The organism is Streptosporangium sp. NPDC000095 (assembly GCF_042899335.1).
Taxonomy (GTDB): domain Bacteria; phylum Actinomycetota; class Actinomycetes; order Streptosporangiales; family Streptosporangiaceae; genus Streptosporangium.
The window spans coordinates 144592-169205 of the sequence record NZ_JBIAZS010000011.1 but is presented as its reverse complement, the minus strand read 5'-3'; the positions used below and the strand labels follow the sequence as shown (position 1 = coordinate 169205).

The following is a 24614-nucleotide window of genomic DNA, read 5'->3' as shown; positions in this document are numbered from 1 at the left end:
TCCTCAGTCCCGCCACAGCCGCCGAGTCTGCTTCCGCATGACGTCGTCGGCGCGGACGGCGAAGTCGTGAATGACCGTCAGCTCCGCGTCGCTGTAGTCCGCGGCGAGATCGGCGTAGGCCCGGTTGAGGTCCCCCAGGATCTCCTGCAGCGCACGGTAGGGGCCCTCGCGCACCAGCTCGACGAGCACGCGGCGCCGGTCGGCGGCATCCCGGCCGCGACGCACGTACCCCGCTCTCTGCAGGCGGTCCACCACCGCGGTGATCGCGCCACCGCGTGTCAGCCCCAGCCGTACGGCCAGGTCGTGGGGGGTGAGAGGGCCCTCCTTGTCGAGGAGGGACAGGCAGTTGAAGTCGGTCACGTTGATTCCGGCCCGGCCTGCCACACCGACGTGGAACAGCACCGAACGCATCGCCGTCAGACGTCCCTGATCGGACACGGCCATGATCATCTCTTTGCGGGCTTCCGGCTCCGTTGACACGGCGCCCCCTCTTTCCGTTCTCTTCAAAACGGAGAGACCCCAAATCAGAGAGTCTCTCTCATGCGACAAAGAGTGGCCGACCCTCCCGCGGGAGGGTGCCCGCTCCTCCTGCCCAAACCGGCTCGCCCCTATCACGTCGAAACCGAATCATCTTCGGCATCGCCCCGAGGGTGGCCTTCCCGGACAACGCGCCGCCCTCCGCGCCCCGGCCACGCCGCCCTGCCCACGGCTGCCCACGGCTGCCCGCCGCGTCCACGACCGAGCGGCGGACGGCACAGGCCGTCGTCGCCGCGCCCGGAAGGGCGGGGCGGGTCAGGTGGAGCGGCGGAAGAGACCGCGCTTCTTCTTGCCGGAGCCCTTGCCGGAATCCTTGTCCGAGGACTTGCCGGTCTCCCGGCCGGGAATCGGATAGATCGCCGTCGAGCCGGGACCCGCGGGAGGCTGGTCGCCGCCGGGACGTGCCTCACCGGGACCGTCCTCGCCCGGCCCCTGACCGGGACCGTCCTGAGGCTGGGGTCCGAAGGTCATGACCTCGCCCTTCGACCCGCCCAGGTCGCCCTGCGGCTCCCGCCCCGACGGCGGGATGCCGTCCTTGAAGGGCCGGTCCTGCGAGAGAACCTGGCCGGGAGCGTCATCGGTGACGGCCGGCCGCAAGTCGTCCAGCGGGTCGTCGCCCGGCCTGCTCCTGGCGGGCTCCTGCGGGAACGGCGCACCGGGGAACTCCGGCGCCCCCTGCGGGAGGCGTCCCTCACGGGAGTCCTGGCCGGGGTGCGGGGTGCCCTGGAAGGCCGCCGCGCCGCCCTGAGGCGTCGGGCCTTCCTGGAGCGTCGGGCCGTAAGGCGACTGACCGGGGGGCACGGGATACACCTGGCCGGTCCGCGGGTCGTACGGGGCACCGTGGCCGACGGCCGGGGGCTGCTCGTGACCGGGCGCGGGCATGTACGCCGTCGTCTGGTCGTACCCGTGGGGATACTGCTCGGGGGTGTAGCCCTCCGGGTAGACCGGGGCGTACATCTGCATGGGCACGAAGCTGATGATCGGAGCGTAGGCCGTACCGCCCTGGTAGGGGCCGGCGGCGGCGTAACCGGGACCGCCGGGGTAGGCCATCGGGTCCATGCCGCGCGGACCGGCCCTGCGGATCGCCGCCGCGTGGGCCATGCGGCGCAGCCTGCCCTCGAAGATCAGCACGGCGAACAGCACCAGCAGCACCAGGATGAGCGCCGGGATGCCGAGCTGACGGCTCAGCGTGGCCCCGTCGAACTCGGAACCCGCGTTGCGGATCTCGTACACGGAGGTGCCCGAGGAACTCTGGTCGAGCGTGGCCGTGTCGGACGGCGTGGGATCGGCGGCGGGAAGCTGCTGGTTGGGATCAGGGGTGGTCTGCGGGAACTGGGGTTCGCTGTTCTCCGTGTTCTCCGGCGTGTTGGCCCCGGCGGTCGGGACCACCGGGGGCGGCTCCTGGACCGGCGGCGGCGCGACCGCCGTCTCCGGCGGAGGCGGAGGGGCTGCCGTGGTCTTCGTGGGCTTGGGCTTCGGCGACGCCGGGACGGTTATCGTGGTCGTCACCGTCTCCTGCGGCACCTCGGGATCCTCGGTGACCGTGACGGTGACGACCGGCGTGGGCTCCTCACAGGGACCCGCAGGATCGACGTCACACCCCTCGACCTGCGAGGGTTCGATGACCATCGTCCTGACGGTCGCGCCGGCCGCGGAGGATCCGGCGAACGGCGCCACGGCGAACAGAACGACGCCGCTGAGTCCGACGGACATCGCGACGGCGGAGAACGCTGCCCTGCGCCGTGCTCGCGTCACCGGTGTCCTCCGTGCAATCAACCATGAACACGCCAAAGAAATACTAGTCGGGCAAAAATAACAGTAATCCGCGTTTTACAAAACGTGTCGCGACCGACGACGCCGCTGGATCCTCCGCTGCAGCCACAGAAGGCCGAGCAACGTCCCCACCCCCGCACCTACCGCCGGGAGACCCGTCGCCCCTGTCAGTACCGGGCTTGACTCGGCGACCGGCTGGACCTGACCGCTCGGACCGTCGAGATCCTGCGGCAGGGGCGCCCCCTGCGGACGCGAATCCTGTGAGACGGGGACCTGCGCGGCGGGGAAGGGACCCGCCTGCGGCAGCTGGAGACCGTTCGCGAGCCCCGGCATCTGACCCGCTCCCGCCATGCCCATCGAGATCGGCGGCGTCATGGCCCCCGGTACGCCGGGCTGAACGCCCGGCGCCTGCGGCCCGCCAGGCTGCCCCGCTCCCTGCTGGCCGGGAACCATCGGGCCGCCCACCGGCCCACCGGGACCCTGTTGCGGCACGCCGGGCTGTCCCGCCGGCCCCGGTTGCCCGATCCCCGGGTAGCCGGGAGGCATCGGCCCGACCATCGGCCGGCCCGCTCCAGGGCCGGCGGCCTTCTTCCCGTTTCCCGGGTAACCGGGATAGAGGGGACCCATCTGCTCCAGGCCCGGTCCCATCTGCGGGAGAACCGGCTGACCGGGTCCCATCTGCGGCACCCCGGGCAGCCCGGCCGTCTGCCCGCCGGGACCCGCCTGCCGCAGGAGAGCCCGCGGGTTCACTCCCTGCTCACGCGCACCGGGCCGACCGGCCGCGTGCCGCTGCCCGCGCGCCTTCCGCCCGGCGGCCTTCCGGCCCGTCTGGACACCCGTGGCCGAGTGGTTCCTGCCGTTCTGCCCTTGGAGGGCGGGGGGCTCGGGCGCTCCCGCCGGCGGTATGGCGATCGCTCCTTGCCCCGGCGCCGCTCCCTGCCCCGGCACCGCCGTACCGGCCTCCGGCGCGGCCCCCTGAGCCGCGGCGCCGTCCGGAAGCCGTGTTCCCTCCTGCGGACGACCGGGAGGAAGCGGAGCCGCGTGACGGTCAGGAGGGAGCGGGACTGCGGGGCGCCCGGGAGGGAGCGCGGCGGCCGAGCCACCGGGAGGAAGCGGGGCCGTGGGGCGACCGGGAGCCGCCCCGCCGGGGACCCGGGCGGGGGGCACCGGAGACCCGGCCTCCCCGCGCCCGCCCGGCACCGTGTCCCGCGTCTCGTGGGAGGCCGCCGGACCTCCCGTCGCCCCCGGGGCGCCGGGAAGCGCGCCCGTCCGCGGGTTCACGGGCACCCCGGCTCCCCGCGACGTTCCCTGATCGGCGGGGACCCCGGCGGCGTTCGCCCCCGCGTCAGGACCCGAAGCGGGCGGCGCGACGAACGCCTTCCCGGCGAGATCGAGAAGGAACGCCGACATGCGCTGTTCGGCCCTCTGCGCCTCCGAGACACCGGGTGCGCCCAATGGTGTCTCCCCCGACCCCTCGGCCGTCTGGGGCACCTTGAGGACCATGCTGGCGGCACCTGGAGCTCCCACACCGCCGCGGGGCTCGGCGGGCCTCGCCTCCCGCGCGACGCGGGCGTGCTCCAGCGTCTCCGGCACCTCGGCGGCACTCTCGCCTCGCCGCATCACCGCGTCCGTGCTCTTGATCGTGTTCTGGGCCCGCTGGCTCACCGTCTTGCCGTCGGGGCCGCTCATCCGGGCCAGGGCGGACACCGTGAGATCACGCGGGCGCTCCGGCAGGGCGAGCAGCACGTCGACGGAGCCGCCCTCGGCGGGCAGGGCTCCGACCACGCACACCCCCGCCCCCTTCGGGAGGGGCGCCGACGACCTGGTCTCCTCCGGGCACTCGATGCCCCTGAGCGCCTCGGCGGGGGTCGTCAGGACCGCGAGCCGGGCGTCGGCGCCCGGCCCCCGCAGCCGGATCCGGTAGCGGATCACCCGCTCGGCGCCGCTCCCCCGTGCCCACGCGCCCGAATCGGCCACAGTGGTCAGGTCGAGGGGCGACGGGGCCGACTCGTCCAGCTGAACGGCGTACACCCCCGAGGCTCCGAGGACGAGCACTCCCGCCCCGACCGCTGACACGAACCCAGCACCACGCCACCTTAAGGTCACCGCATATCTCCGTTCCCCGGGTACGGACACGCGACATCGCCACGTCCAGTAGCAGTTATGTCACGCTGCGGAGTTGATCAATCCTTATTGAACCGACCTTGCCCATCGTTGAGGCGACCTTGTACCGCCCGGACGATTGGCAGGTCCGCGGGGAGCCACGCCACGTCGTAGAGCTCGCTCTCGGCCAGCCAGCGCAGGTCCAGATGCTCCTTCGCCTCGGGCCTGCCCTCGGCGACCACCGCGAGCCAGACCCGCAGGACGTAGCCGCCGGCGAGCGCCCAGTCGCCCCCGACGCGCTCGCCCACCTCGATCAGCACGCCGAGCTCCTCCTGGCACTCCCTGACCAGTGCCGTGTGCTCGTCCTCGCCCGGATCGACCTTTCCCCCCGGCAGCTCCCACCCTCCGGCCAACTCCGGCGGATCGGCACGCTGGGCGGCGAGCAGTCTCCCGTCGCCGTCGACGATGGCGGCGCCCACAACGACCTTTTCCATGGTTCTCGATTCTGTCAGCCCTGCTCCCGTGTCTTGAGTTGCGCGAGAACCTGGGGGTGTCGCAGCGGCCGGGTGAACCCCACGATCCCGGTGCGCTCCCGGTATGTGGTGACCTTGATCGGCCCGCACAACCGGCACCTCGCCTCGACCATCTTGCCCGGGGAGACCACCAGCCCCACGTGGCCGGGACGGTCCGGGCCCGTTCCCGGACCGGAGTTGAAGAAGACGAGGTCTCCGGCCTGCTCCTCCCCCGCGGGAACCTCCACCCCGAACGGCCACTGACCGAACGTGGTGCGCGGGATGGTCAGGCCGACGCTCCGGTAGGCCATGTAGATGATTCCCGAGCAGTCGTAGCCCGCGGGCCCCGTACCGCCCCAGATGTAGGGCTTGCCGCGCTGGGCGAGCGCGTACTCCAGGATCGCGGCCACCGTGCTCGTCGGCGCCGCCTCCAGCATGGGCTCGTCACAGTCTTCGTCCGCCTCCGGCGGTACGGTGACCTCTCCGTCCTTGGCGTACTTTTTGGCGATCTCCATCACCTGGTCGACGTACCACCAGGCGCGGTTGTAGACGAACAGCGAACGTCGCACGTCCTCCGGCGCGCCGTTCCGCTTCAGCATCTTCGCCGCGCCTAGGATGGCGTCCGCCGGGTTGTACACGTCGGCCCAGCCGTCTCCGTCGCCGTCGGAGGCGTAGCCGTTGAACGTGGACGGGATCTTGATCTTGGCCTTGCCGCCCCACGTGCTGATGAGAAACTGCATCGGCCCGGCCGCGCCCGCGTAGTTGGTGCCGCTGCGCACCCCGGGGAGCGTGGAGCGTCCGTGGTTGGTCTCGCGCTTGCCGACCCCGGCGAGCACGTTCCACTGCACGCCGACCTTCTTGCCGTGCTCGCGATACAGCTTCAGATACTCCTCGGGGATGTCGGACGTCGCGGTCTCCGACTGGTCCTCCGCCGCCCCGCCGGTGTCTCCGCACTCGGGCTGCTGCGCCGCCCCGCCGGTGATCGACGGGAAGGAGGGGAACCCGCTGATCATCATCATCGGCGCCATGATCAGCGTGATCAGGCAGAGCGCGGCGACTCCGAGGATCAGCGCGAGGCGGACGGGCTTGTTGTTCCTCATGCCACCCTGCCGCCCATCTCATCCCGCCGGTACGCGACCCCGCCGCCCATCTCATCCCGCCGGTACACAGCCCCGCCCGCTCGCTCCCGTCCGTACGCGACCCCGCCGCTCATCCGGCCTCGCCGGTGGCGCCGCTCTCGACGGGCTGGTCGTCCCCCTCCTGGCCGGAGTCCGCGGGCTGGAGATCGTGGACCCGCCATTCCGCGCCGGCCTGGATGAGCGTGACGGCGTACTCCGCGGTCCGCTCGTTCGCCCCGCTCCTCGCCGTGACGTTCTGGGTGCCGACGACCACGAAGGTCACCGAGGCGCTGTCGATCTGCCGGATCTCCTTGACCCGCGCCGTACCGATCGACACGATCTCGTCGGCCTTGTTCGCCTCGACGGTGCCCGGTGAGGTGACGGTCCGCAGCAGCGTCCCCGAGAACTCCGCCGTGACGTACCCCTTGAGGCGGTCGCCGTAGACCGCCGGGTCCTCGTCGTAGCTGAACGTGCCGTACTCGGCGGTGAAACGCTGCGCGTAGTCGGCCGCCGCGGCCAGCTCCTGCTTGGTCATCGGCAGGTAGGAGTAGACGTCGAAGGGCGCGTTACTCGCCGTCGCCGCCGGACGGGCCGGCTCCTCCGCCGCCTCCTGCCCAGCCGCCACCGTACGGGTGACACCGGCCGGCTGCCCCGGCCCCTCATTGGTGTCCGGCCACATGGTCAGGTAGACGCCGACAACGGCGAGTATCACGACCAGCACCGCGAAGACGGCTCCCCGCCGACTGCCTCCCTCGACCACGGTCAGTCCTTGTCGCGGTTGGACGAACGCAGCCAGAACGGCGGCGGCTCACCGGCCTCCCCGCCGCGCTCCACCCGCCGGGTGATCCAGAGCGGGGGCGCCTCGGACGACCTGCCTCCGGAGTCGCGGTTTCGTGAGCCACCGGAGCCCCGGGAGCCGCCGAAGATGCTCCCGCCCGACCCCGAGCCTCCCGACCCCGAGGAGCCGCGGGAGGAACCTCCGCCGTTACGCGATCCCGAGCCCGAGCCGCCCCGCGAGGAGCCGGATCCCGAGGACCCCCGGGACGAACCGCCGCCGCCGAAGATGCTCCCGCCGGAACGACCGCCGCCGCCCGAGGAGCCCGAGGAACCGGACGACCTGCCGGGCGCGGGCGCCGAGGGCCGCACCGCGGGGGCGGAGGAACCCGACGACCTGCCCGCCGAAGAGGATCGGCCGCCCGAGCCTCCCTGCGGAGCCCAGCCGCCGGAACGGCCGCCGAACCAGCCTCCCGAGGAGCCCGTCCCTCCCGAGCCGCGGCCCGAGGAGCCTCCGGACCTGGTCGGAGGCGCGCTGCCTCCCGTACCGGCTCCGGAGAGGTTGAGCGGCGGCGCCGCACCGGCGCGGGCCGCGGTGACCGGTCTGCCGGTGCCCTTGCGCCTGCCCGCGGCCTGGGCGTCGGTGTCGAGCGGCGCCGGTTGGGCGCCGGTCGGCACCCGGGTGCCCGACGGCGTGTTCGGCGTGGCACCGCCCTCCTCGCCACGGACCCTGCCCTGGGCGACCGCTGCCGCCGCGGCCGCGCCGACCGAGGCTCCGCCGACCATCGCGGCCGCCTGCAGCACCGGCTCGGCCTTGCGCATCCCCCACCGGCCCGCCCTGACCGCCGCGACCGGCGGCAGCGCGGACGCCGCCCGCTGCAGGGTCGGCGCGGACGCCGCGTCGCCGAGCATCCGGGTGGTGAGCGTGTGCCCGTCCATGGACGAGAACAGGTGCTGGAACGGCCTCCGGTAGAAGAACACCGCGATCGTCAGGATCGCCATGAACATGACCTGCATGCCCCACGGCATCGCGGTGGAGATGATCAGGGCGTAGCCGTAGACGAGTATGCCGAGGACGAGGGCGAGCACCGCCTGTCTGAGCAGGGTGCCGATCAGCATCTCCACCCAGCGCATGGCGATGATCCGCCCGGATCCCGGATGGACGCCGATCAGCAGGAAGACCGGAGCGAGGATGAGCAGCAGCAGGAACCCGACCTTGAGCACCAGCAGCGAGACCGCCACCAGGAAGATCAGCAGTCCCGCGACCACCGCGGCCATGAAGGCGCCGATCGCGACCCCCAGGCGGTTCGTCCAGTCCTTGCCCTGGAAGAGGGGGAAGTACGGTGTGTTCTGCAGCTTGTCGGCGATCTCCGTCTCGTATCGCGCCTGGTGGGAGCCCGCTTCAGGCACCTGCTGGGCCTTCAGCTCGGCCGCGTCGATCGTCTGGATCTCCAGCAGCTTGGCGCCGAATATCTTGATGATGGGGGCCTCGGGGTCGGCCGTGCCGAACTGGCCCATCAGCCACGGCTTGCAGACCAGTGTGGACCAGAGCGCGTCGGCGTTCTGCTCGACGCCGGGCACGCCGCTCTGCCCGTATCCGCCGCCCTGAACCTGCGGGTTCGCCTCACCCGGTGCGGGCAGGCAGGAGGTCCCGCCCGCGCCCGGCAGCCCGGCGAAGGCGGAGTTGACCACCTCGCCGGTCTTGTCGGTGACGATCTTGCCCATGCCCGTGAGGTCGCCGGGGCGGCTGAAGAACCAGACGGCCACCGTGACCGCGAGGACCATCCAGATGACGCCCTCGGCGGTGGTGGTGGCGCGTTTGCGGATCAGCCCGTACCAGGCGAGCCAGATGGCGCCGAGGATCACCAGCGGCCGCAGGTACGGCCAGTACATGGCGTCGGCCAGACGGACCACGATGTCGTCGACGACGTTCTTGATCGATTCCAGCGGGCCCTCGGTGGCCGCCGCCTGGTAGGTCGTGATGGTCAACCGGTCCAGCGCCTTCGCCCACAGGAAGACCGTGTTCGCCATCGCGTTGCCCATCACGGCCGCGATGTCGTCGCAGCCGAGCAGGTGGGTGTGCCAGAACTGGCCGCTCATGCCGTACGTCGCGTAGTTGCCCTGGGCCGCCGCCGGGGCCTGTGCCGCGGGGGCGCCCGTCGCGGGCGGGTCGGGAAGCGGCGGCTGGATCAGGCCGTCCACGCCTCCGGCGACGATGTCGGGTGACAGGTCGGGAGACATGTCGCAGGGCGCCGCGGCGACGGCCGTGGACGTGTCGCCGGGGAACGCCAGCGGCAGCGCGAGGAAGGCGGCGAGCACGACCAGCCCGATCGCGATCCGCCTGCCCAGCCGTCCCCTGCGGGAACCCGGGCGAGAGCCCGCTGTGCCTCGGACCTCACGGAGCCCGCGAATCCCGCGGAGCCCACGAAGACCGCGGAAACCACGGACCTCACGGAGCCCGCGGAGACCCTTCGGCCCTCCGAGTGGCCGTCTCCCGCGAAAGCCCTCGAATCCCTTAAGGGAGCCTTTCATGACCGCACCTCCAGCGCCGCAGCCCCCGGCCTACCGACTCTGTCGCCCCCAGGAAGATCATGCACTTTCTCGTCGGGTTTGTCGTGGGTCGGATTCGTGTCGAGCCAACGCAGCAGCTCGTCCGAGATCAGGTCCACCCCGATACGGCCCGCGCGACCGTCCAGATCCCGGAAGACGCATTCGCCGTTACCGAGTGAGCGCAGCACCGCCTTGTGCTCCTCGGAGGGCTCGACCCCGAGCAGCGCCATCACGTGCTCCACCTCGACCCGCTCCGTGGAGCGGAAGGCGAAGACCGACGACAGGCAGTTCGTCACCTGCTCGCTCAGCAGGTCGCCGGCGTTCTGCGAGACCAGGACCAGCGCCGTGTTGCGGGAGCGGCCCATCCGGCTGACCTCGGGCACCAGCTTGGCCCCCTCGGGCGTGGAGGTGATCGCCCACGCCTCGTCCAGGAAGATCGCCTTGGGCGTCCGCCGGTCCAGGCCGTTCATCAGACCCCGCGCGAACTGCGCGACGAGATAGAGCAGCGCCACCGACAGCCTCTGCTCGTAGGAGTAGTCGTCGCGGCCGGTGGAGGCGTCGGGCAGGGTCAGGCCGCCCAGGGTGAAGACCGTGGTCCAGCCCTCGGTGTCGATCTGGTCGCCGCCCGAGGGGTCGAAGCAGAGCCTGGCCAGATGCATGTCCGACATGGAGCGGAGCACCGCGCCCAGGTTCTTGGAGGCGGCGTCCTCGGTCTGCTCAAGGAAGTCGACGACCTTGCCCAGCGACGGGTCCTGGCCGTTGGAGACCGCGGCGACCGCCTGGATCATCGCCGACTCGCGTTCCTCCGACATGCGAGGCAGCAGCAGACGCAGGGTCTCGGTGGCCATCGTCTTCTTGGCCGCCAGGTCGTCGCCGAACGAGAACGGGTCGAGCAGGCCGGGAGCCGCCGAGCCTAGCGGGATGATCCGCGCCTTCCTGCCCCGCTTCTGCAGCAGCTGCACCAGCGACTCGGCGTCGCCCTTGGGGTCGATCACCGCGACCGTCACCCCGCGCAACGCCATCTGGTAGATCATCAGCAGCGCGAGCGTGGTCTTGCCTCCACCGGGCTCGCCGGTGATGGCGATCGCCGTCGGCCGGTTGCGCGTCGCCGCGACCAGCGGGTCGAAGTGCACGATGCTGCGCGCCCTGCCCAGCGTCTCCCCGACGTACGGGCCCATCCAGCCGGAGCCGCCCTCGTCCGTCCGGTCGCCCAGGTCGACGGTGGCGGTGGCCATGCCGCCCGCGATGGTGCGCAGCGGCTGCCGCTGCGCGTAGGCGTTCACCCGGACCCGCTCTCCCGGCAGCGTCTCGCAGAACAGCGAGAACTGGTCGCCGGTGGAGTTGACGATGTCGATGCCCATGTCGCGGTAGTGCTCCACGACCGCCTCGACCCGCTGCACGCAGATCTCCTCGGTCGGGGCCGACACGATGAGGCGGTGCCAGCCGTACACGAACGGCAGACGCTCCTTGGTGATGCCGTGCTCCAGCATCCTGGCCGCGTCGATCTGCTCGGCGAGCGCGAGCGGCGCCTCGGCGCCCGCCTCACGGATGTGGATGTCCATGTCACGGGCATGGGCGAGCTTGCGCGCGACGTCCTTGCTCGCCTTGACCGGCGGGATCAGCCGCATCCTCGAACTGATCTCCACCGGGAAGGGCAGCTGGTCGGCGAAGTGCATCCAGGGCTCGCCGTCGGGGAAGGGCATGAGATCGGGGAAGCGGGCGAAGGACATGTGCGCGACGTAGGAGTCGCCCTGCGGCTGCTCGATCCGCAGCAGCGCCCTGCCGTTGTGGATCTGCCCCTCGACGAGGGACTCGATCTCCCCCTGCCCCCAGCGGCGCTTGGGACTCGCCGAGGCCGGGGGGTCGCCGAGGGAACCGGTCGTGGCGTGCTGGAACAGCCAGGCGAGCTCGACGGAGGTGGCGTGCCTGGCGTACAGCGCGCTCGCGGACAGCGCCCTGCCCAGCCGCTCCGCCTGCTCGGACCACTTGGCGATCTCCGCCTTGGGGACGTGGTCGTCCTCGATGCCCAGGGCCTTCTCACTGCGCTGGTAGAAACCGAAGAGCTGCGCGAGGACCCCGGTGCCCAGCTGCCGCCCGCGCGTGCCGAGCCGCACGCCGAGATAGACCTCCTTGGTCCAGAAGTCCTTGGCCCAGACGTGGCGATACATGTCCTCCAGGTAGTCGCGCCAGCCCGGTCCCTCGTCGGAGGTGGCGTTCAGCGCCATCGCCCACTCGGCGGCGGGGTAGGTGCGGTGCGCCACCCGCAGGTGGACCTCGGCGTCGGGCATGCGGATGGCGGCGAGCGCGATCGTGATGTTGGTGGCGAGCGCCTCCCGCTCCTCGGGGGTGATGAACTCGTAGCTCACGGTGGGAAGCCTGAAATAGGCCCAGACCGACGAGTCGGTCAGCAAAATCCGATCGTCGAAGTATCGGACGGCGAGGCGGCTGCGCGCCTGGGAGGCGCGGCTCACGGCCCCTCCTCCATCGCGCGTGCGGCCCTGGCTCCGCGGCCTCCGGACCCCTCGCCGATCCGGATTCCACGGCGTCCGCTCATCCGGACCCCGGCCTGCCCGCTCACCACCCGCACCTCGTCTCGCCCGCTCACCGCATCTCCTCGCGCCCGGGGGATCACTGGGCTAGTTCCTCCTCGCTGGGTCGACCCGCCTGAACCGTTCCGAAGCCCGCCACGACGACACCGGCCAGGGCGAGATACGCCCGGCGGCCCGGCGCCCGCAGGTGGGACGGTTCCACCCGATCGGCCCTGCCGGGGGCCAGGGCGTCCTCCCAGGGCACCCGGACGATCGCCCGGCACCTGCCCCGCGCGACCGCCTCCGCCTGCTCCACGTCGGCCATGCTGCGGCGGCTCACCCCGTTGACCACCATGACCGCCCGATGGCGAAGGTCGGAGCAACCGTGCCCGTCGAGCCACTCGTAGGTCATCGCCACCGCGTCCGGCCCGTCCTCGCTCGCCGGGACGACGAGGACGAGCTGGTCGGCGTAGGGGAGGACCCGCGCGGCCAGAGCCGCGGCCGGGTCCATCACGACAACCTTGTAGTGCCGGTCGAGCATGTCCATCGTCTGGCCGAGCCGCCGGTCGGAGAAGAGCGTCCGGTCGGACAGGCGTTGCTCGGCACCGGCGTCGCTGTCTCCGGCGAGGACCTCCAGCCCCGAGGCGCAGCGGCTGGTGTAGGCGCGCATGCCGAGATATCCCTGGACGCTGTCGAGCCCGGAGAGCAGGGAGGTCAGGGTCTCCGGCGACTCGCCCTGGATCCGGCTGGACAGGGCGTGGGAGCCGGTGCTGGCGTCGACCGCGAGAATCCGGTCCTCGCGGTAGCGGGCGAGGGTGTGGCCGAGCATGAGCGCGGTCGTGGTCTGCCCGGCGCCGCCGGTGCATCCCAGGACCACCACCCGGCGACTGCCGCTGAACACCGCCCTGGCCCGCGCCTCGTCGATCTCCGAGCCGTCCGTACGGCCACCGCCGGGTCCGATCACCACCTGGGCCAGCCGCCGCCAGCCGCCGGAGGAGTCACGGCCGACCACCGACTCGACCCGGCGGACCCTGGTCTCGGCCTCGCCACGTGCGGGACCGGTCACCGGTACCGCGGGGGCGACCGGATCAGCCGTGGCGGGCCCCGAGGGAACCGCGCGGATCGACATGCCGCCACCCTGGACGCCGGTGCCCGCCGGGGCGCCGGGACCCGCCTGCGCACTCGCGGGCCGCTCCGGCGGCCATGCCTTCGACGCCTTCGACGCCCTCAGTGCCTCCGCCGTCTCCGCCGTCTCCGGAGTTTCCGCCGCGCGCCCGATCGGCGTGGGCTGCCCCTTGCGGTGTTGACGCCGTGCGCTCTCCTCGTCCGATCCGTCCCGCTTGTCCTGCCTGCTCTGTCCGGTCTGCGGGAGTTCGGCCGCCTCGGCGCGACGCCCGACCGGCGCCGGTCCGACGAACCTCGGTACGAAGGAGGGGGCGGCGGGCTCCGAGGGCCTCCTGACGGGGTCGGGCACGACGGCCGGCCTCTCGGCGGACACCGCACGGGCCGGGGCGGAGGTCTCCTCCCGTGTCGTCCTGGGTGCCGAGGGCTCCGGCACGGCCGGCGCCTCGGGCCGTTCCTCGGAGGGTTTCGAGGCGGGAGCGTCGGTCTCGGAGGACGCCGCGGGCGCGATCACCTCCGGGGGCGAGGGCGGCCCGGCGGGCGCGATCACCTCGGGGCGCTCGATCGGCGTGTTCGGTCGCTCGACCGGCGTGAAAGGCACGATCACCTCGGAGGGCGGCGTGACCGCCGCGGGAGGCGCGACCGGTATGGCCGGGGTGGAAGGTACGACCGGCGGTGGGGGCACGACGGGCGAGGCGGGGGCCGCGGCGGCGCGCTCGGCCTCCGCGGAGGCCGCGAGCCTGCGCAGCCGCCGCAGCGCCTCGGTGCCGATCGGAGCGGGCGGAGCCGCGGACGCGCCGGACGCCGCCGGGGTCTCGTCCCTCGAATCATCCGCGTTCCCCTCGGCCGCGGATCCGGCCGGCGGAGTGCGGTCGGCCCGCTCCTCGGAAGGTCCCTGGGAATGGTCCGCGGGCGGTCGCGAGGCGAGGCCGAGGATCGGCGTGCCCGGCGCGGACTCGACGGCCTCGGCCGCCTCGGCGAACGCGACGGGCTCGGGCACCGGAGTCACGACGGGCAGGGACGGCACCGACGACGCAGCGGACCCGGACGGCGCTGCGGGCCCGGGAAGAACGGCGGGGATCGCGGGGACGGCGACCGGGGGTGCCTCGACGGCCCAGGAGGTCTCGATGCCCCGGGAGGTCTCGGCGGCCGGGCCCTGACCGAGGGCCGAGGTCTGACCGACGCCCGCAGCCTGACCAAGGGCCGAGGTCTGGCCGAGGGCCGGGGCGACACCTTGGCGAAGCGCGTGAACCTCGGTCCTGGCGACGGGCGCGGTGGCGGCGGCCGCCGCGGCCGCGGCCACGGCGGGACGCACCTCGCGGCGGGCGGCGGCGCGCTTGGCCTGGGCGTGCCGGGCCTTGCGCGACGCCTTGACCCTGACGGCCGTGTACTGCGGCGCGGCCCGCCAGATCCGGCCGGTCAGCGTGACCTCGGCGGGTTCGGAGAGGGGGGCCATCCTGCACCAGGTGCGCGGCTCTCCCACGTAGCGCACCTGCGACTGGAGCAGCTCGGTGAGCCTCTTGCTCTCGATCACCGGCCGGGTGGAGAGCCAGGTGACGACACCGGGGGGCACCAGATAGAGCACGTGCCAGGGAGCGGCGAAGGGCAGACCGAGAAGGTAGAGCAGCAGCGACCACGGGGCCAGCACTCCCACGAACCCACCGATCCAGACGATCGGGAGCGGCATCGGCAGCCGTAGGTCGTACAGCTTGTAGAGCCGCTTCTCGATCCTCCAGATATTGGTGTACGTGGGCAGATCCACGTGATCCTCCTCTCCGCCTCTCCTTGTTTGACCGTTCGAACCCGGTCTCAACCCCCCGAGATGCCCAGCGCGCCCGCGATCGCCTTGGCAGTCACCTCGATGATGTTCGGAACGTAGAAGATCACTCCGATCGCGATCGCCAGAATGATGAACTGGACGAATCTGGTGATCTCACGGGTGAAGAGGAAGAAGAGGGCCACCACCGAGACGATGACCAGGAAGAGCGGCGCGAAGAAGCTGCGGAGGAAGTCGGCGAGGCCCTCGGTGTTGACGCCCGCCGGAGGTGCTGTGGGCTGAGCGAGCTCCATGGCGCTCAGCAGCATGGTCTTGAGAATCACTTCTTGTCCTCCGTACTCACGATCGTGCCCGCCAAGCGGCTAAGAGTCCTCGGCGCGTGTGCGCCGGGACCCGGACCGACGGCTCATCGATCAGGGGGGGTCTGCTCACCGTGGATCGGCACCATTCGATCATGCTTACCCCGCCACAGATCGGTATGCGCCGCGGATGTCCTTGACGAACCACTTGTCGCCCTGCTCGACCATGGTGAGCAAGTAGGACTGCTCCAGCTTGCCTCCCATTTGGCCGGGATCGGCGGGCTCGGGGTCGGTGGACGGGGCCGCCTTCGACGGCACGCCCCACGTGACCGTCGCGGTCACCTCGCGGGTCGCCCCCCCGCCGACGGGCACGGAGAGGTCCTTGAGCTGCAGGAAGGTGAACGCCCCCCCGAACCCCTGCAGGGTGACCCCGGCGTCGGCGTACTGCTGCAGCGAGGTGGTGTCACCGGCGTAGGCCTTGAAGAAGTCTTCCAGCGTGGTGCGCAGCTCCTGCTCCACGGCGCGGTCGCGCTCGGGTGCGGCCTTGGGCGGCAGGGCGGCGGCCCTCGGCGCGGGCAGGATGGCCGGACGGCCGGCGACGACGAACCTCTCCGCGGCCCGGTCGCGGTAGACGGGCACGGACAGGAGCTGGCGGCGGTCCTCCGACTGGTAGGCCACGGTGACGACGGCGTTGTCGGCGTCGACGACCTCGATCCCGTACGGTTGCACCGCTCCAGCGACCATCCTGCCGAAACCGTCCCAGCCGAACTGTCCTTCGACGCCCTCCGGCAGGTAGGGGGCGAGCCTCGACTCCCTCTCCGCGAGGCGGGCCCCGTCGAAGTTCAGATAGACCCCGGCGAACTGGGCCGCGAAGGCGGAGGCCTGGACCGTGGGGAACCCGTTTCCCTCGACGGGCGCCGCGCCCACGGGTGCGTTCTGCTGGGTGAAGCGCTCGAAGGGCGCGCGGACCCCGTTCACGACGATGACGACGATCAGCGCCCAGAGCACGGCGCGGCCGGTCCACACCAGCCAGCGGCCGCCTCCACCGGACCAGCGTCCGCGCGGCACACCCCGCCCGCGCGCCGGAGCGCGGTCGAGATCGGGATCGTCGGGGAAGTCCGGATATGACGACAGCTCAGGGTCGCCAGCGATCCGGGGATCACGCTGGACTGTCGACCTTCGAGCCATCACGCCTCCGCTCGCGTCAATCCTCGGCCGGTGCGGTGTCGTATTGTTGACGATCCCGTTGGCCATGGTGACGCACTTACTCTAGCCGCCCCGCCGATTCTTCCAGGAAAGCCACGCCTATGCTGCAGGCATCATGATGACTGAGCAAACCGGGTCTGGAACCTCGACGAGGGCGCCGATGCGGCCTATGGTCGGGGAAAAGCGCATTCCCCCTGGCCAGCGCGTGGGGTGATTACTCAAACGCCACCCATTGCTAACCAGACAGCCCCCTGACTGTCGCGACCTGCGCATTTAACACGAAATACGTCACCTGGGGTCACAACCCCTGGAAATACGCCTCCTCGCCACCGACCGCCATCGCGAGGAGGTTCCGTCCCCTCGAGAGGGGCGGCGAGGCGCGACAGCGGCCGATCTCCACGGTCGGCCGGTCCACCGGCCCCGGAAGCCCGGCGAGACGTCCGGACCGCCCGCTCGGATACCGGGTCGGCGCACCGACCGTCGCGGAGACGGGATGCGCCGGGACGTCGTCGTTCACGATCCAGGATGCCGTCGCCCACGCTCCGACCGACCCGAGCGTGCTCGTCCGGTTCGGGGTCGGAGAGCCCACCGGACCGTTCGTGCGCGGCGAGGACGCCGTTCGGCCGGACGCCGGAGTGGACTCCGTGCGCGGTGAGGGCGAGCGTTCGGCCGGACGCCGAAGCGGACTCCGTGCGCGGTGAGGGCGAGCGTTCGCTCAGACGTTGAAGCGGAACTCCACCACGTCGCCGTCGCGCATGACGTAGTCCTTGCCCTCGATGCGGGCCTTGCCCGCCTGGCGGGCGGCGGCGATGGAACCGGTCTCCACGAGCTCGTCGAAGGAGACGATCTCCGCCTTGATGAAACCGCGCTGGAAGTCGGTGTGGATCACCCCGGCAGCCTCGGGGGCGGTGGCGCCCTTGCGGATCGTCCAGGCCCTGGTCTCCTTGGGACCCGCGGTCAGGTAGGTCTGCAGGCCCAGGGTCTCGAAGCCCACCCTGGCGAGCTGGGTGAGGCCCGACTCCTCCTGGCCGACGGACTGCAGGAGCTCCAGCGCCTCGGCGTCGTCGAGCTCGACGAGCTCGGACTCGATCTTCGCGTCGAGGAAGACGGCCTCGGCCGGTGCGACGAGCGCCGACAGCTGCGCCCTGAGCTTCTCGTCCACCAGCTCGTCGGCGTCGAGGTTGAAGACATACAGGAACGGCTTGGCCGTGAGCAGGTGCAGCTCGCGCAGGTCCTTGGGGTCGATGCCCGCGCCCTTGGCCCCGGCGTACAGGGTGGCGCCACCGTCGAGGAGCTTGAACGCCGCCTCCGCCGCCTCCAGCGCGGCCTTGCGGTCCTTGTTGGTCCTGGACTCCTTCTGGAGGCGGGGAATCGCCTTCTCCAGGGTCTGCAGGTCGGCGAGGATCAGCTCGGTGTTGATCGTCTCGATGTCGCGCCCGGGGGCGACGCCGCCGTCCACGTGGGTCACGTCGGGGTCGTTGAAGACCCGGATGACCTGGCAGATCGCGTCGGTCTCACGGATGTTGGCGAGGAACTGGTTGCCTCGCCCCTGTCCCTCGGAGGCGCCGCGGACCAGGCCGGCGATGTCGACGAACTCGACCTTCGCCGGCAGGATCTTCGCCGACCCGAAGATCTCGGCCAGCTTTTCAAGACGCGGGTCGGGAACGCCGACGATGCCCACGTTGGGCTCGATGGTGGCGAACGGATAGTTCGCCGCCAGGGCGTTGGCGGTCTTCGTCAGCGCGTTGAAAAGCGTTGACTTGCCGACGTTGGGCAATCCGACGATGCCGATGCTCAGGCTCACGTGAGCCGAGTTTACGCGGAATGACCCACTGCTACCCGCCACGGGCAGGTCACAGGTACGAATCACGGGACGCTCGCGGGTCACTCACGGGACACTCGCGGCACGCTCGCGGCACGCTCATGGGGCACGAACCGAGCCGTTCCGGGCCGGGGAGCGTGTCGGAACCGCCGGAAGCGGCCGAGCCTGGAATCATGCCGGGGTGGATGTCATGGCTCTCTCCTTCCAGCTCGCGGTGGGCCTCGCCGCGGGACTCGCGATCGGCTTCCTGCTGGGCCGGGCGCGTGCCTCCTCGGGAGCCGCCGACGTCATGGCCCGCCTCGCCGACGCCGAGGCCCGCGCGAAGATCGCCGAGGAGAAGGTCGTCTACATCGAGGAACAGCTCTCCGAACGGTTCCAGGCCCTGTCGAGCCGGGCGCTGGACGTCAACAACCTGCGGTTCCTGGAGCTGGCGGAGACGAGGCTCGCCGCCAACCGGGCCGAGGCCGCCGGGGAGCTGGAGCAGCGCAAGCAGGCCGTCGAGCACCTGATCGAGCCGCTGAAGGACACCCTGGCCCGCGTCGAGACGCAGTTGCGCGACACCCAGGCGGGCCAGCGGGCCGCCCACGCCGAGCTGGCCAAGCACATCGACATCGTCCGCGAGAGCAACGAGCAGCTCCGCGCCCAGACGAACTCGCTGGTACGGGCCCTGCAGCGGCCCGAGGCGAGGGGCAGGTGGGGCGAGCTCCAGCTCCGCAGGGTCGCCGAGATCGCCGGCATGCAGCGATTCTGCGACTTCGACGAGCAGGTGAGCGTCACCACGCCGGACGGCGTCCTGCGACCCGACATGATCGTGCGGCTCGCCGGCGGCAAGAACATCGTGATCGACTCCAAGGTCTCGCTCTCCGCCTACCTGGAGGCCGCCGAGTCGGCCGACCCCGACCATCGGTCGGCCCGGCTCGACGCCCACACCCGGCACGTGCGCGACCACGTCGACCGGCTGGCCTCGAAGCCCTACTGGCAGGCGTTCAGCCCGGCGCCGGAGTTCATGGTGCTGTTCATTCCCGGCGAGGCGTTCCTCGCCCCCGCGCTGGAACGCGACCCCGCCCTGCTGGAGTACGCCATGCGACGGCGGGTCCACATCGCCACACCGACCACGCTCATCACCATGCTCCGCACCGCGCAGTACGCCTGGCAGCAGGCCGCGCTCGGCGAGAACGCACGGGCGATCTTCGAGGTCGGCAAGGAGCTGTACGAGCGGCTGGGCAGCATGGGGCGCAACGTCGACGCCCTGGGCCGCTCGCTGAGCCGGGCCGTGGAGTCGTACAACAGGACGGTCGGCTCGCTGGAGACCCGGGTGCTGGTGAGCGCCCGCAAGCTGAACGACCTGGGGCTCGTCGAGAGCGACCTGGACACGCCACAGGCGGTCGAGGACCTGCCGCGCGCCCTGACCTCACCCGAACTCCTGGCGCGAGAGGAGCCAAGCCCGCCTCTCGTATCCCGCCTGAACGGTAGGTTGACCAACGACCTGCCCTGAAACTGTTCCCTCGGGGGCTCCTGCGGCCGGACACTGGAGATAGCGAGGGCGACGGCGCCGGGGGGCCGCGGTGGTCAAGGTCAGGGGGCGAGTGGTGGACGAGCGAGGCGGCGTGCAGCCGGTCGGCGGGGTGATCGCATGAGTGAACTTGACCGGGCCTCGGGCATCCGGCTGACCGTTCGGGGCGCACTGGCCTTCGTGCTGGCGTCCACGCTGGTGGGCGGCGTGCTGCAGGCGCTGACCGGGGTGGCGGCACTGACCGGGGCGGCGTTCGTCGCCGGTTGCGTCGCCGCCGCGTCGCTGGTGAACCGCAGGGACCTGCTGTCGCTGGTGGTGTCCCCGCCCCTGCTCTTCTTCGTGACCACCGCGTTCATCGAGGCGATCCGATCCCTGTTCGCGTCCACGCCCGTGCAGGCCTTCGGCCTGGGCATGTACACCGCGCTGTCGCAGGGGGCCCCGTGGCTGTTCGGCGGTTCGTTCCTGGTGCTGGTCATCGCCTGGCGCCGGGGGCTGACCCGCTGCGTCCGAGAGCTGCGCGAGGAGCTCAGGGCCTCCAGGGCCTCGGTGCCCCGCCCCAGGAGCGGCGACGGCGACGGCAGGGCCTTCGCCCCCGAGCCCGAGGGATACTTCGAGCCCAGGGTGTACGGCACCCCCCGCGAGGGGCAGTAGCGGCCGGGCGCGGGGTTTCGTCCGTGACGGGATCTCCCGGATCGCGGAGAAAGCCGCCGGGCCAGGGCCTCGCATGAAAGATCGGCCGGCCGGAGCGTGGCAGAGGTCCTCAGGGTGGCAGGGGTCCTCGGGCGAGAGCGCGAAGCGCACGCTCTCGCCGAGGGACTTCGACCCCGTGGGCGGACGACCCGACGTCAGACCGTGGCGCGCAGGTCCCTGCGCAGCTCGTGCGGGAGGGCGAAGCGCACGCTCTCGCGGACGGACTCGACCTCCTCCACGTCCCCGAACCCGTTTCGGGCGAGACGGGCCAGGACCTCGGCGACGAGCTCCTCGGGCACCGAGGCACCACTCGACACGCCGACCGTGGTGACGCCGTCGAACCAGGCGTCGTCGATGAGCGAGGCGTCGTCGACCAGATAGGAGGCGTCGGCCCCGTGGTCGAGGGCGACCTCGACGAGCCGCTTGGAGTTGGAGGAGTTCTCGGAGCCGACGACGATGACCAGCTGGGCCTGGGCGGCGATCTCCTTGACCGCGACCTGGCGGTTCTGGGTGGCGTAGCAGATGTCGTCGCTCGGAGGGTCGATCAGGTTGGGGAAGCGCTCCTTGAGCCGGGAGACCGTCTCGGTCGTCTCGTCCACCGACAGCGTGGTCTGCGACAGCCAGACGAGCCGATCGGGATCCTTGACCTGCAGGGTGTCGACCGAGTGCAGGCCGTCGACGAGCTGGACGTGGTCGGGCGCCTCGCCCGCGGTGCCCTCGACCTCCTCGTGGCCCTCGTGACCGATGAGGAGGATGTCGTAGTCCTGGGAGGCGAAACGCTTGGCCTCGTTGTGCACCTTGGTCACCAGGGGGCAGGTGGCGTCGATCGTCTTGAGGCTGCGGTCCGCGGCCTCCTGGTGGACCGCGGGAGAGACGCCGTGGGCGGAGAAGACGACGATCGCGCCCTCGGGCACCTGCTCGGTCTCCTCGACGAAGATCGCCCCGCGCTGCTCCAGCGTCTTGACCACGTGGGTGTTGTGGACGATCTGCTTACGTACGTAGATCGGGGCGCCGTACTGCTCCAGCGCCTTCTCCACGGCCTGGACCGCACGATCGACCCCCGCGCAGTAACCACGGGGCTTCGCCACTAGTACGCGTCGGGTCGCGGGGGTGTCTGAAGTCATGCTCATATGCTACGTGGACACGCCCGCGAGACTGCCCATACGTCCCACAAGCTCATGCGGCACAAGTCTTGTCACACTAGCCTTCTCGATACAGACCTCCCAGGGAGACGATATGTCAGTCCCCGACATGATTCGCAATGTCACACAAAAGGCAAAAGACCTGCCGCTGCACATGCTGCAGAGCGCACTGAGCGGGGTCGGCCAGGCCCTGCTCCTCGGCGACCGCGTCCGGACCAGGTTCAAGGGAACCTCGGGCCAGGGCGAGCCCGCCGAGGAACCCACCGGGACGATCGGCGACCAGCCGGCGAAGATCGCCGAGGAGAGCACGGAGCAGGCGGGGAAGCCCACCCGTCGCGAGCCCGTCATCTTCGCGCCGCGTCCGGAGAAGGCCGCGAGCGCTCCCTCCGCCGAGCGCAACGGGACGAAGACCACCCCCGACCCTGTCATCTTCAGCCCCACCAAGCCCGACACCGCGACGCCCGCCTCGCCCGAGGTCAAGGTCCCCGAGGTCCCCGAGGTCCCCGAGGTCAAGGCCGGCGACACCCCGGAGGCCAAGGCTCCCGAGGCCGTCGACACCCCTGCCGCCGCCGGAACCACCGAGGCCCCCGCCTCGACTCCGGAGCCTGAGAGCACCCCGGCTCCGGAGCCCGAGGCCGCCCCGGCGAAGCCCGCCGAGGTCGTCGCCACGGAGCCCTCGGACACCGCCGAGGTGAAGGCCACGGAAGCACCGGCCGCCCCGGAAGTCTCGGCGTCCCCGGCCGTCGCCGAGACTCCCAAGGCCGCCAAGACCTCCAAGACCTCGGCTCCCAAGACCGCCGAGGCCCCCGAGGCCCCCGAGGTCAAGGGCGCGGAGACTCCGGCGGCGGAGGCGGACGCGGTCACCGAGACCCCCGCCAAGAAGCCCAGGGCCACCCGGGCCAAGGCCAAGGCCGCCGAAGCCGCAACCGCAGCCCCCGAGGCCGTCGAGGCCACCACCCCGAAGGCCAGGACGACCAGGACCCGCAAGACGACCGCCAAGGCCGCCCCTGCGGACACCGTGGCCGAGCGCGCCGAGAGCGGCACCCTGACGAGCGCCACGGCTTCCGCGGCCGAAGGCACCCCTGCCGAGGCGGAGGCCCCCGCGGCGGTGAAGGTCGAGGTGACCGAGGTCGACACCGCGAAGCCCGAGACCGCGGACGCCGCGGTGGTCGAGGTGACCGGGACCAGGGGCGCGGCACCCGAGGCCGCCGACGCGGCCGGCCCCTCCCCGAGGACGACGACCACGGCGGCGGAGTCCTCCTCGGGGACCGCCACGCCCGCCGAGCCTCTTCCCGGCTACGCGGAGCTGACGGTCGCGTCCCTGCGGGCGCGGATGCGCGGCAGGACCTCCGAGCAGATCCGGGAGCTGCTCGCCTACGAGCGGGCCACCGCGGGCCGCGAGGTCGTCGTGCGGATGTACGAGAACCGCCTGGCCAAGCTGGCGGCCGCGGAATAGTCACCTCCGGCGCGTAGGCTCCCGGCCATGAGCTCGAACACCACCCCTGAGCAGCCCCTACCGGTTCGCACGGTGTTGCAGATGGTCGGCGGCTGGATCGGCAAGCTCGGCACCGTCTGGGTCGAGGGGCAGATCACCGAGCTGACCGCCCGCGGCGGCACGGTGTTCCTGACGTTGCGCGACCCGGTGGCCAACGTGTCGGCCCGGATCACCTGCCCGCGCGGTGTCTACGAGGCGACCGTCCCCCGGCCGGTCGACGGCGCGAGGATCGTGGCCCACCTGAAGCCCGACTTCTGGGTCAACAAGGGCTCGTTCGCGTTCACCGCGCTGGAGATGCGGCCGGTCGGGGTGGGCGAGCTGCTGGCGCGGCTTGAGCGGCTGCGCCGGCTGCTCGCCTCGGAGGGGCTTTTCGGCGTCGACAGGAAGCGGCGGCTGCCGTTCCTGCCGGGCACGGTCGGGCTGATCTGCGGCCGCGACTCGGCCGCCGAGCGCGACGTGCTGGAAAACTCCCGGCGCCGCTGGCCCGCCGTGCGGTTCAAGGTCGAGCCGGTGGCCGTGCAGGGGCCGTACGCGGTCGGTGAGGTCGTCGAGGCGCTGCGCAAGTTCGACGCCGACGTCGAGGTCGACGTCATCGTGGTCGCGCGGGGCGGCGGGTCGATGGAGGACCTGCTGCCCTTCTCCGACGAGGCCCTCGTGCGGGCGGTGGCGGCCTGCCGTACGCCCGTGGTGAGTGCGATCGGCCACGAGCAGGACAATCCGCTGCTCGACCTGGTCGCCGACGTGCGCGCGTCCACCCCGACGGACGCGGCGAAGAAGGTCGTGCCGGACGTCGGCGAGCAGATGACGCTGATCCGCCAGCTCCGCGACCGGGGTCGCAGGGTGGCGGGCGGCTGGCTCGACCGCGAGACGGCCTGGCTCGCGGCGGCCCGCTCCCGCCCCTCTCTCGCCGACCCGGTGCGCGAGGTCGAACGCAGGGCCGAGCAGGCCGAGCAGCTCAGGGACCGGGCGAGGCGGTCCCTCACCGCCTCCCTGGACCGTGCCTCCGACTCGCTGGAGCACCTGCGTGCCCGCCTGGTCTCGCTGTCTCCCGCCGCCACGCTGGAACGCGGTTACGCGATCGTGCAGCGCCCCTCGGGCGAGGTCGTACGGCTCGCGAGCGAGGTCTCCCCCGGTGACGAGCTCACGGTGCGCTTCCCCGACGACCGGGTGCGGGTCAGGAGCGATCCCGCCAGGTGAGCGAGGGGTAGCCGTCGTCGACGAAGCCGAGCTGCCGGTAGAGGGGCTCGGCGTCGGAGGTCGCGTGCAGGTCGACCCTGCGAACCCCGCTGTCGCGGTACCACTCCAGGAGGGCTCCCATGATCGCCCGGCCGTGCCCCCTGCGCCGGTGGCGGGGATCGGTGGTCATGCCCTGGACGTAGCCGTAGCGGCCGTCGGGAAGGCTGGGGCCGGGAAAGCGGTCGAAGATGAGGCCGATCCCGCAGGCCGCCAGCCCGTGGCCGGGGGAGTCCACCACGTAGACGGCGGTGTCGGAGCTGCCCAGCCGCTCCCGGAGGCTCTCGGCGTAGGCGTGCTGCCACTCCTCCTCGATGGGGAGGTGGCCGTCCATCGCCATCCGGTCGGCCAGGATCTCACGGAGGCGCACCAGCTCGGGAATGTCGCCGACGGCCGCGTCACGAACGTTCACCTCGGCAT

Annotated in this window: 19 protein-coding genes; 4 read left to right on the top strand and 15 right to left on the bottom strand. The window is 71.7% G+C overall.

Annotated elements, in window-relative coordinates:
- Nucleotides 1-3: 3 nt before the first annotated feature.
- From ACFY3V_RS24365 to ychF, 13 genes are all read right to left on the bottom strand, one after another.
- Entirely contained in the window at nucleotides 4-444 is a 441-nt protein-coding gene (locus tag ACFY3V_RS24365) for a MarR family transcriptional regulator (RefSeq protein WP_389776445.1), read from the bottom strand.
- A gap of 348 nt (nucleotides 445-792) precedes the next feature.
- A complete protein-coding gene (locus ACFY3V_RS24360; RefSeq protein WP_389776442.1) occupies nucleotides 793-2292 on the bottom strand; it encodes a hypothetical protein in 1500 nt (499 codons plus the stop codon).
- Between the two features lie 75 nt (nucleotides 2293-2367).
- Nucleotides 2368-4386: a hypothetical protein gene (locus tag ACFY3V_RS24355; RefSeq protein ID WP_389776440.1), complete on the bottom strand. Its 2019-nt coding sequence runs from the start codon at nucleotides 4384-4386 to the stop codon at nucleotides 2368-2370.
- A 107-nt stretch (nucleotides 4387-4493) separates the two neighbouring features.
- Nucleotides 4494-4907 carry a (deoxy)nucleoside triphosphate pyrophosphohydrolase gene (locus ACFY3V_RS24350; RefSeq protein ID WP_350947948.1) on the bottom strand — a complete coding sequence of 138 codons (414 nt, stop codon included), beginning with the start codon at nucleotides 4905-4907 and terminating at the stop codon, nucleotides 4494-4496.
- Nucleotides 4908-4921: 14 nt separating this feature from the next.
- On the bottom strand, nucleotides 4922-6025 hold the full coding sequence (locus ACFY3V_RS24345; protein WP_362898980.1) for a bifunctional lytic transglycosylase/C40 family peptidase: 1104 nt from the start codon (nucleotides 6023-6025) through the stop codon (nucleotides 4922-4924).
- Between the two features lie 109 nt (nucleotides 6026-6134).
- Nucleotides 6135-6803 (bottom strand): hypothetical protein, encoded by a 669-nt coding sequence (locus tag ACFY3V_RS24340; RefSeq protein WP_362898978.1) that lies wholly within the window; start codon nucleotides 6801-6803, stop codon nucleotides 6135-6137.
- 2 nt (nucleotides 6804-6805) lie between these two features.
- The gene (locus ACFY3V_RS24335; RefSeq protein ID WP_389776435.1) at nucleotides 6806-9136 is read right to left on the bottom strand and encodes a type IV secretion system protein; all 2331 of its coding nucleotides are present in this window, start codon (nucleotides 9134-9136) and stop codon (nucleotides 6806-6808) included.
- Nucleotides 9137-9345: 209 nt separating this feature from the next.
- Entirely contained in the window at nucleotides 9346-11838 is a 2493-nt protein-coding gene (locus tag ACFY3V_RS24330) for an ATP-binding protein (RefSeq protein WP_362898974.1), read from the bottom strand.
- Complete coding sequence (locus tag ACFY3V_RS24325) at nucleotides 11835-11972, bottom strand: hypothetical protein (RefSeq protein ID WP_389776431.1); 138 nt, start codon at nucleotides 11970-11972, stop codon at nucleotides 11835-11837. Before ACFY3V_RS24325 ends, ACFY3V_RS24330 begins: the two co-directional genes overlap by 4 nt.
- A gap of 23 nt (nucleotides 11973-11995) precedes the next feature.
- Nucleotides 11996-14779 (bottom strand): TcpE family conjugal transfer membrane protein, encoded by a 2784-nt coding sequence (locus ACFY3V_RS24320; RefSeq protein WP_389776428.1) that lies wholly within the window; start codon nucleotides 14777-14779, stop codon nucleotides 11996-11998.
- 47 nt (nucleotides 14780-14826) lie between these two features.
- The gene (locus tag ACFY3V_RS24315; protein ID WP_362510052.1) at nucleotides 14827-15102 is read right to left on the bottom strand and encodes a hypothetical protein; all 276 of its coding nucleotides are present in this window, start codon (nucleotides 15100-15102) and stop codon (nucleotides 14827-14829) included.
- A gap of 150 nt (nucleotides 15103-15252) precedes the next feature.
- The gene (locus tag ACFY3V_RS24310) at nucleotides 15253-16281 is read right to left on the bottom strand and encodes a conjugal transfer protein (protein WP_350947955.1); all 1029 of its coding nucleotides are present in this window, start codon (nucleotides 16279-16281) and stop codon (nucleotides 15253-15255) included.
- A gap of 733 nt (nucleotides 16282-17014) precedes the next feature.
- The gene (gene ychF, locus ACFY3V_RS24305) at nucleotides 17015-18103 is read right to left on the bottom strand and encodes a redox-regulated ATPase YchF (RefSeq protein WP_362898967.1); all 1089 of its coding nucleotides are present in this window, start codon (nucleotides 18101-18103) and stop codon (nucleotides 17015-17017) included.
- 208 nt (nucleotides 18104-18311) lie between these two features.
- On the opposite strand from ychF, the gene rmuC reads away from it, so the two are divergent.
- Entirely contained in the window at nucleotides 18312-19616 is a 1305-nt protein-coding gene (rmuC, locus tag ACFY3V_RS24300) for a DNA recombination protein RmuC (RefSeq protein WP_362899196.1), read from the top strand.
- A gap of 138 nt (nucleotides 19617-19754) precedes the next feature.
- A complete protein-coding gene (locus ACFY3V_RS24295) occupies nucleotides 19755-20285 on the top strand; it encodes a DUF6542 domain-containing protein (RefSeq protein WP_362898965.1) in 531 nt (176 codons plus the stop codon).
- A gap of 194 nt (nucleotides 20286-20479) precedes the next feature.
- On the opposite strand, the gene ACFY3V_RS24290 is transcribed toward ACFY3V_RS24295, so the two are convergent.
- On the bottom strand, nucleotides 20480-21448 hold the full coding sequence (locus ACFY3V_RS24290; protein ID WP_350947958.1) for a 4-hydroxy-3-methylbut-2-enyl diphosphate reductase: 969 nt from the start codon (nucleotides 21446-21448) through the stop codon (nucleotides 20480-20482).
- 127 nt (nucleotides 21449-21575) lie between these two features.
- Between ACFY3V_RS24290 and ACFY3V_RS24285 the strand changes: the two genes are divergently transcribed.
- Together ACFY3V_RS24285 and xseA are read left to right on the top strand one after the other, a co-directional pair.
- Nucleotides 21576-22922, top strand: coding sequence for a hypothetical protein (locus tag ACFY3V_RS24285; RefSeq protein ID WP_389776422.1), 1347 nt, complete (start codon nucleotides 21576-21578; stop codon nucleotides 22920-22922).
- A 27-nt stretch (nucleotides 22923-22949) separates the two neighbouring features.
- On the top strand, nucleotides 22950-24158 hold the full coding sequence (gene xseA / locus ACFY3V_RS24280) for an exodeoxyribonuclease VII large subunit (RefSeq protein WP_389776419.1): 1209 nt from the start codon (nucleotides 22950-22952) through the stop codon (nucleotides 24156-24158).
- Here the strand turns inward: xseA and ACFY3V_RS24275 are convergent.
- Nucleotides 24136-24606: a GNAT family N-acetyltransferase gene (locus tag ACFY3V_RS24275; RefSeq protein WP_362898961.1), complete on the bottom strand. Its 471-nt coding sequence runs from the start codon at nucleotides 24604-24606 to the stop codon at nucleotides 24136-24138. The two genes, xseA and ACFY3V_RS24275, sit on opposite strands and share 23 nt — an antisense overlap.
- Between the last annotated feature and the right edge of the window lie 8 nt (nucleotides 24607-24614).

What these genes read in the sequence shown, in the direction of transcription:
- ACFY3V_RS24315 (WP_362510052.1), bottom strand. Translation starts at nt 15,102, where the DNA reads ATGCTGCTGAGCGCCATGGAGCTCGCTCAGCCCACAGCACCTCCGGCG.
- ACFY3V_RS24310 (WP_350947955.1), bottom strand. Translation starts at nt 16,281, where the DNA reads ATGGCTCGAAGGTCGACAGTCCAGCGTGATCCCCGGATCGCTGGCGAC.
- ACFY3V_RS24285 (WP_389776422.1), top strand. Translation starts at nt 21,576, where the DNA reads ATGATTCGCAATGTCACACAAAAGGCAAAAGACCTGCCGCTGCACATG.
- ACFY3V_RS24365 (WP_389776445.1), bottom strand. Translation starts at nt 444, where the DNA reads ATGGCCGTGTCCGATCAGGGACGTCTGACGGCGATGCGTTCGGTGCTG.
- ACFY3V_RS24350 (WP_350947948.1), bottom strand. Translation starts at nt 4,907, where the DNA reads ATGGAAAAGGTCGTTGTGGGCGCCGCCATCGTCGACGGCGACGGGAGA.
- ACFY3V_RS24295 (WP_362898965.1), top strand. Translation starts at nt 19,755, where the DNA reads ATGAGTGAACTTGACCGGGCCTCGGGCATCCGGCTGACCGTTCGGGGC.
- ACFY3V_RS24290 (WP_350947958.1), bottom strand. Translation starts at nt 21,448, where the DNA reads ATGACTTCAGACACCCCCGCGACCCGACGCGTACTAGTGGCGAAGCCC.
- ACFY3V_RS24345 (WP_362898980.1), bottom strand. Translation starts at nt 6,025, where the DNA reads ATGAGGAACAACAAGCCCGTCCGCCTCGCGCTGATCCTCGGAGTCGCC.
- xseA (WP_389776419.1), top strand. Translation starts at nt 22,950, where the DNA reads ATGAGCTCGAACACCACCCCTGAGCAGCCCCTACCGGTTCGCACGGTG.
- rmuC (WP_362899196.1), top strand. Translation starts at nt 18,312, where the DNA reads ATGGCTCTCTCCTTCCAGCTCGCGGTGGGCCTCGCCGCGGGACTCGCG.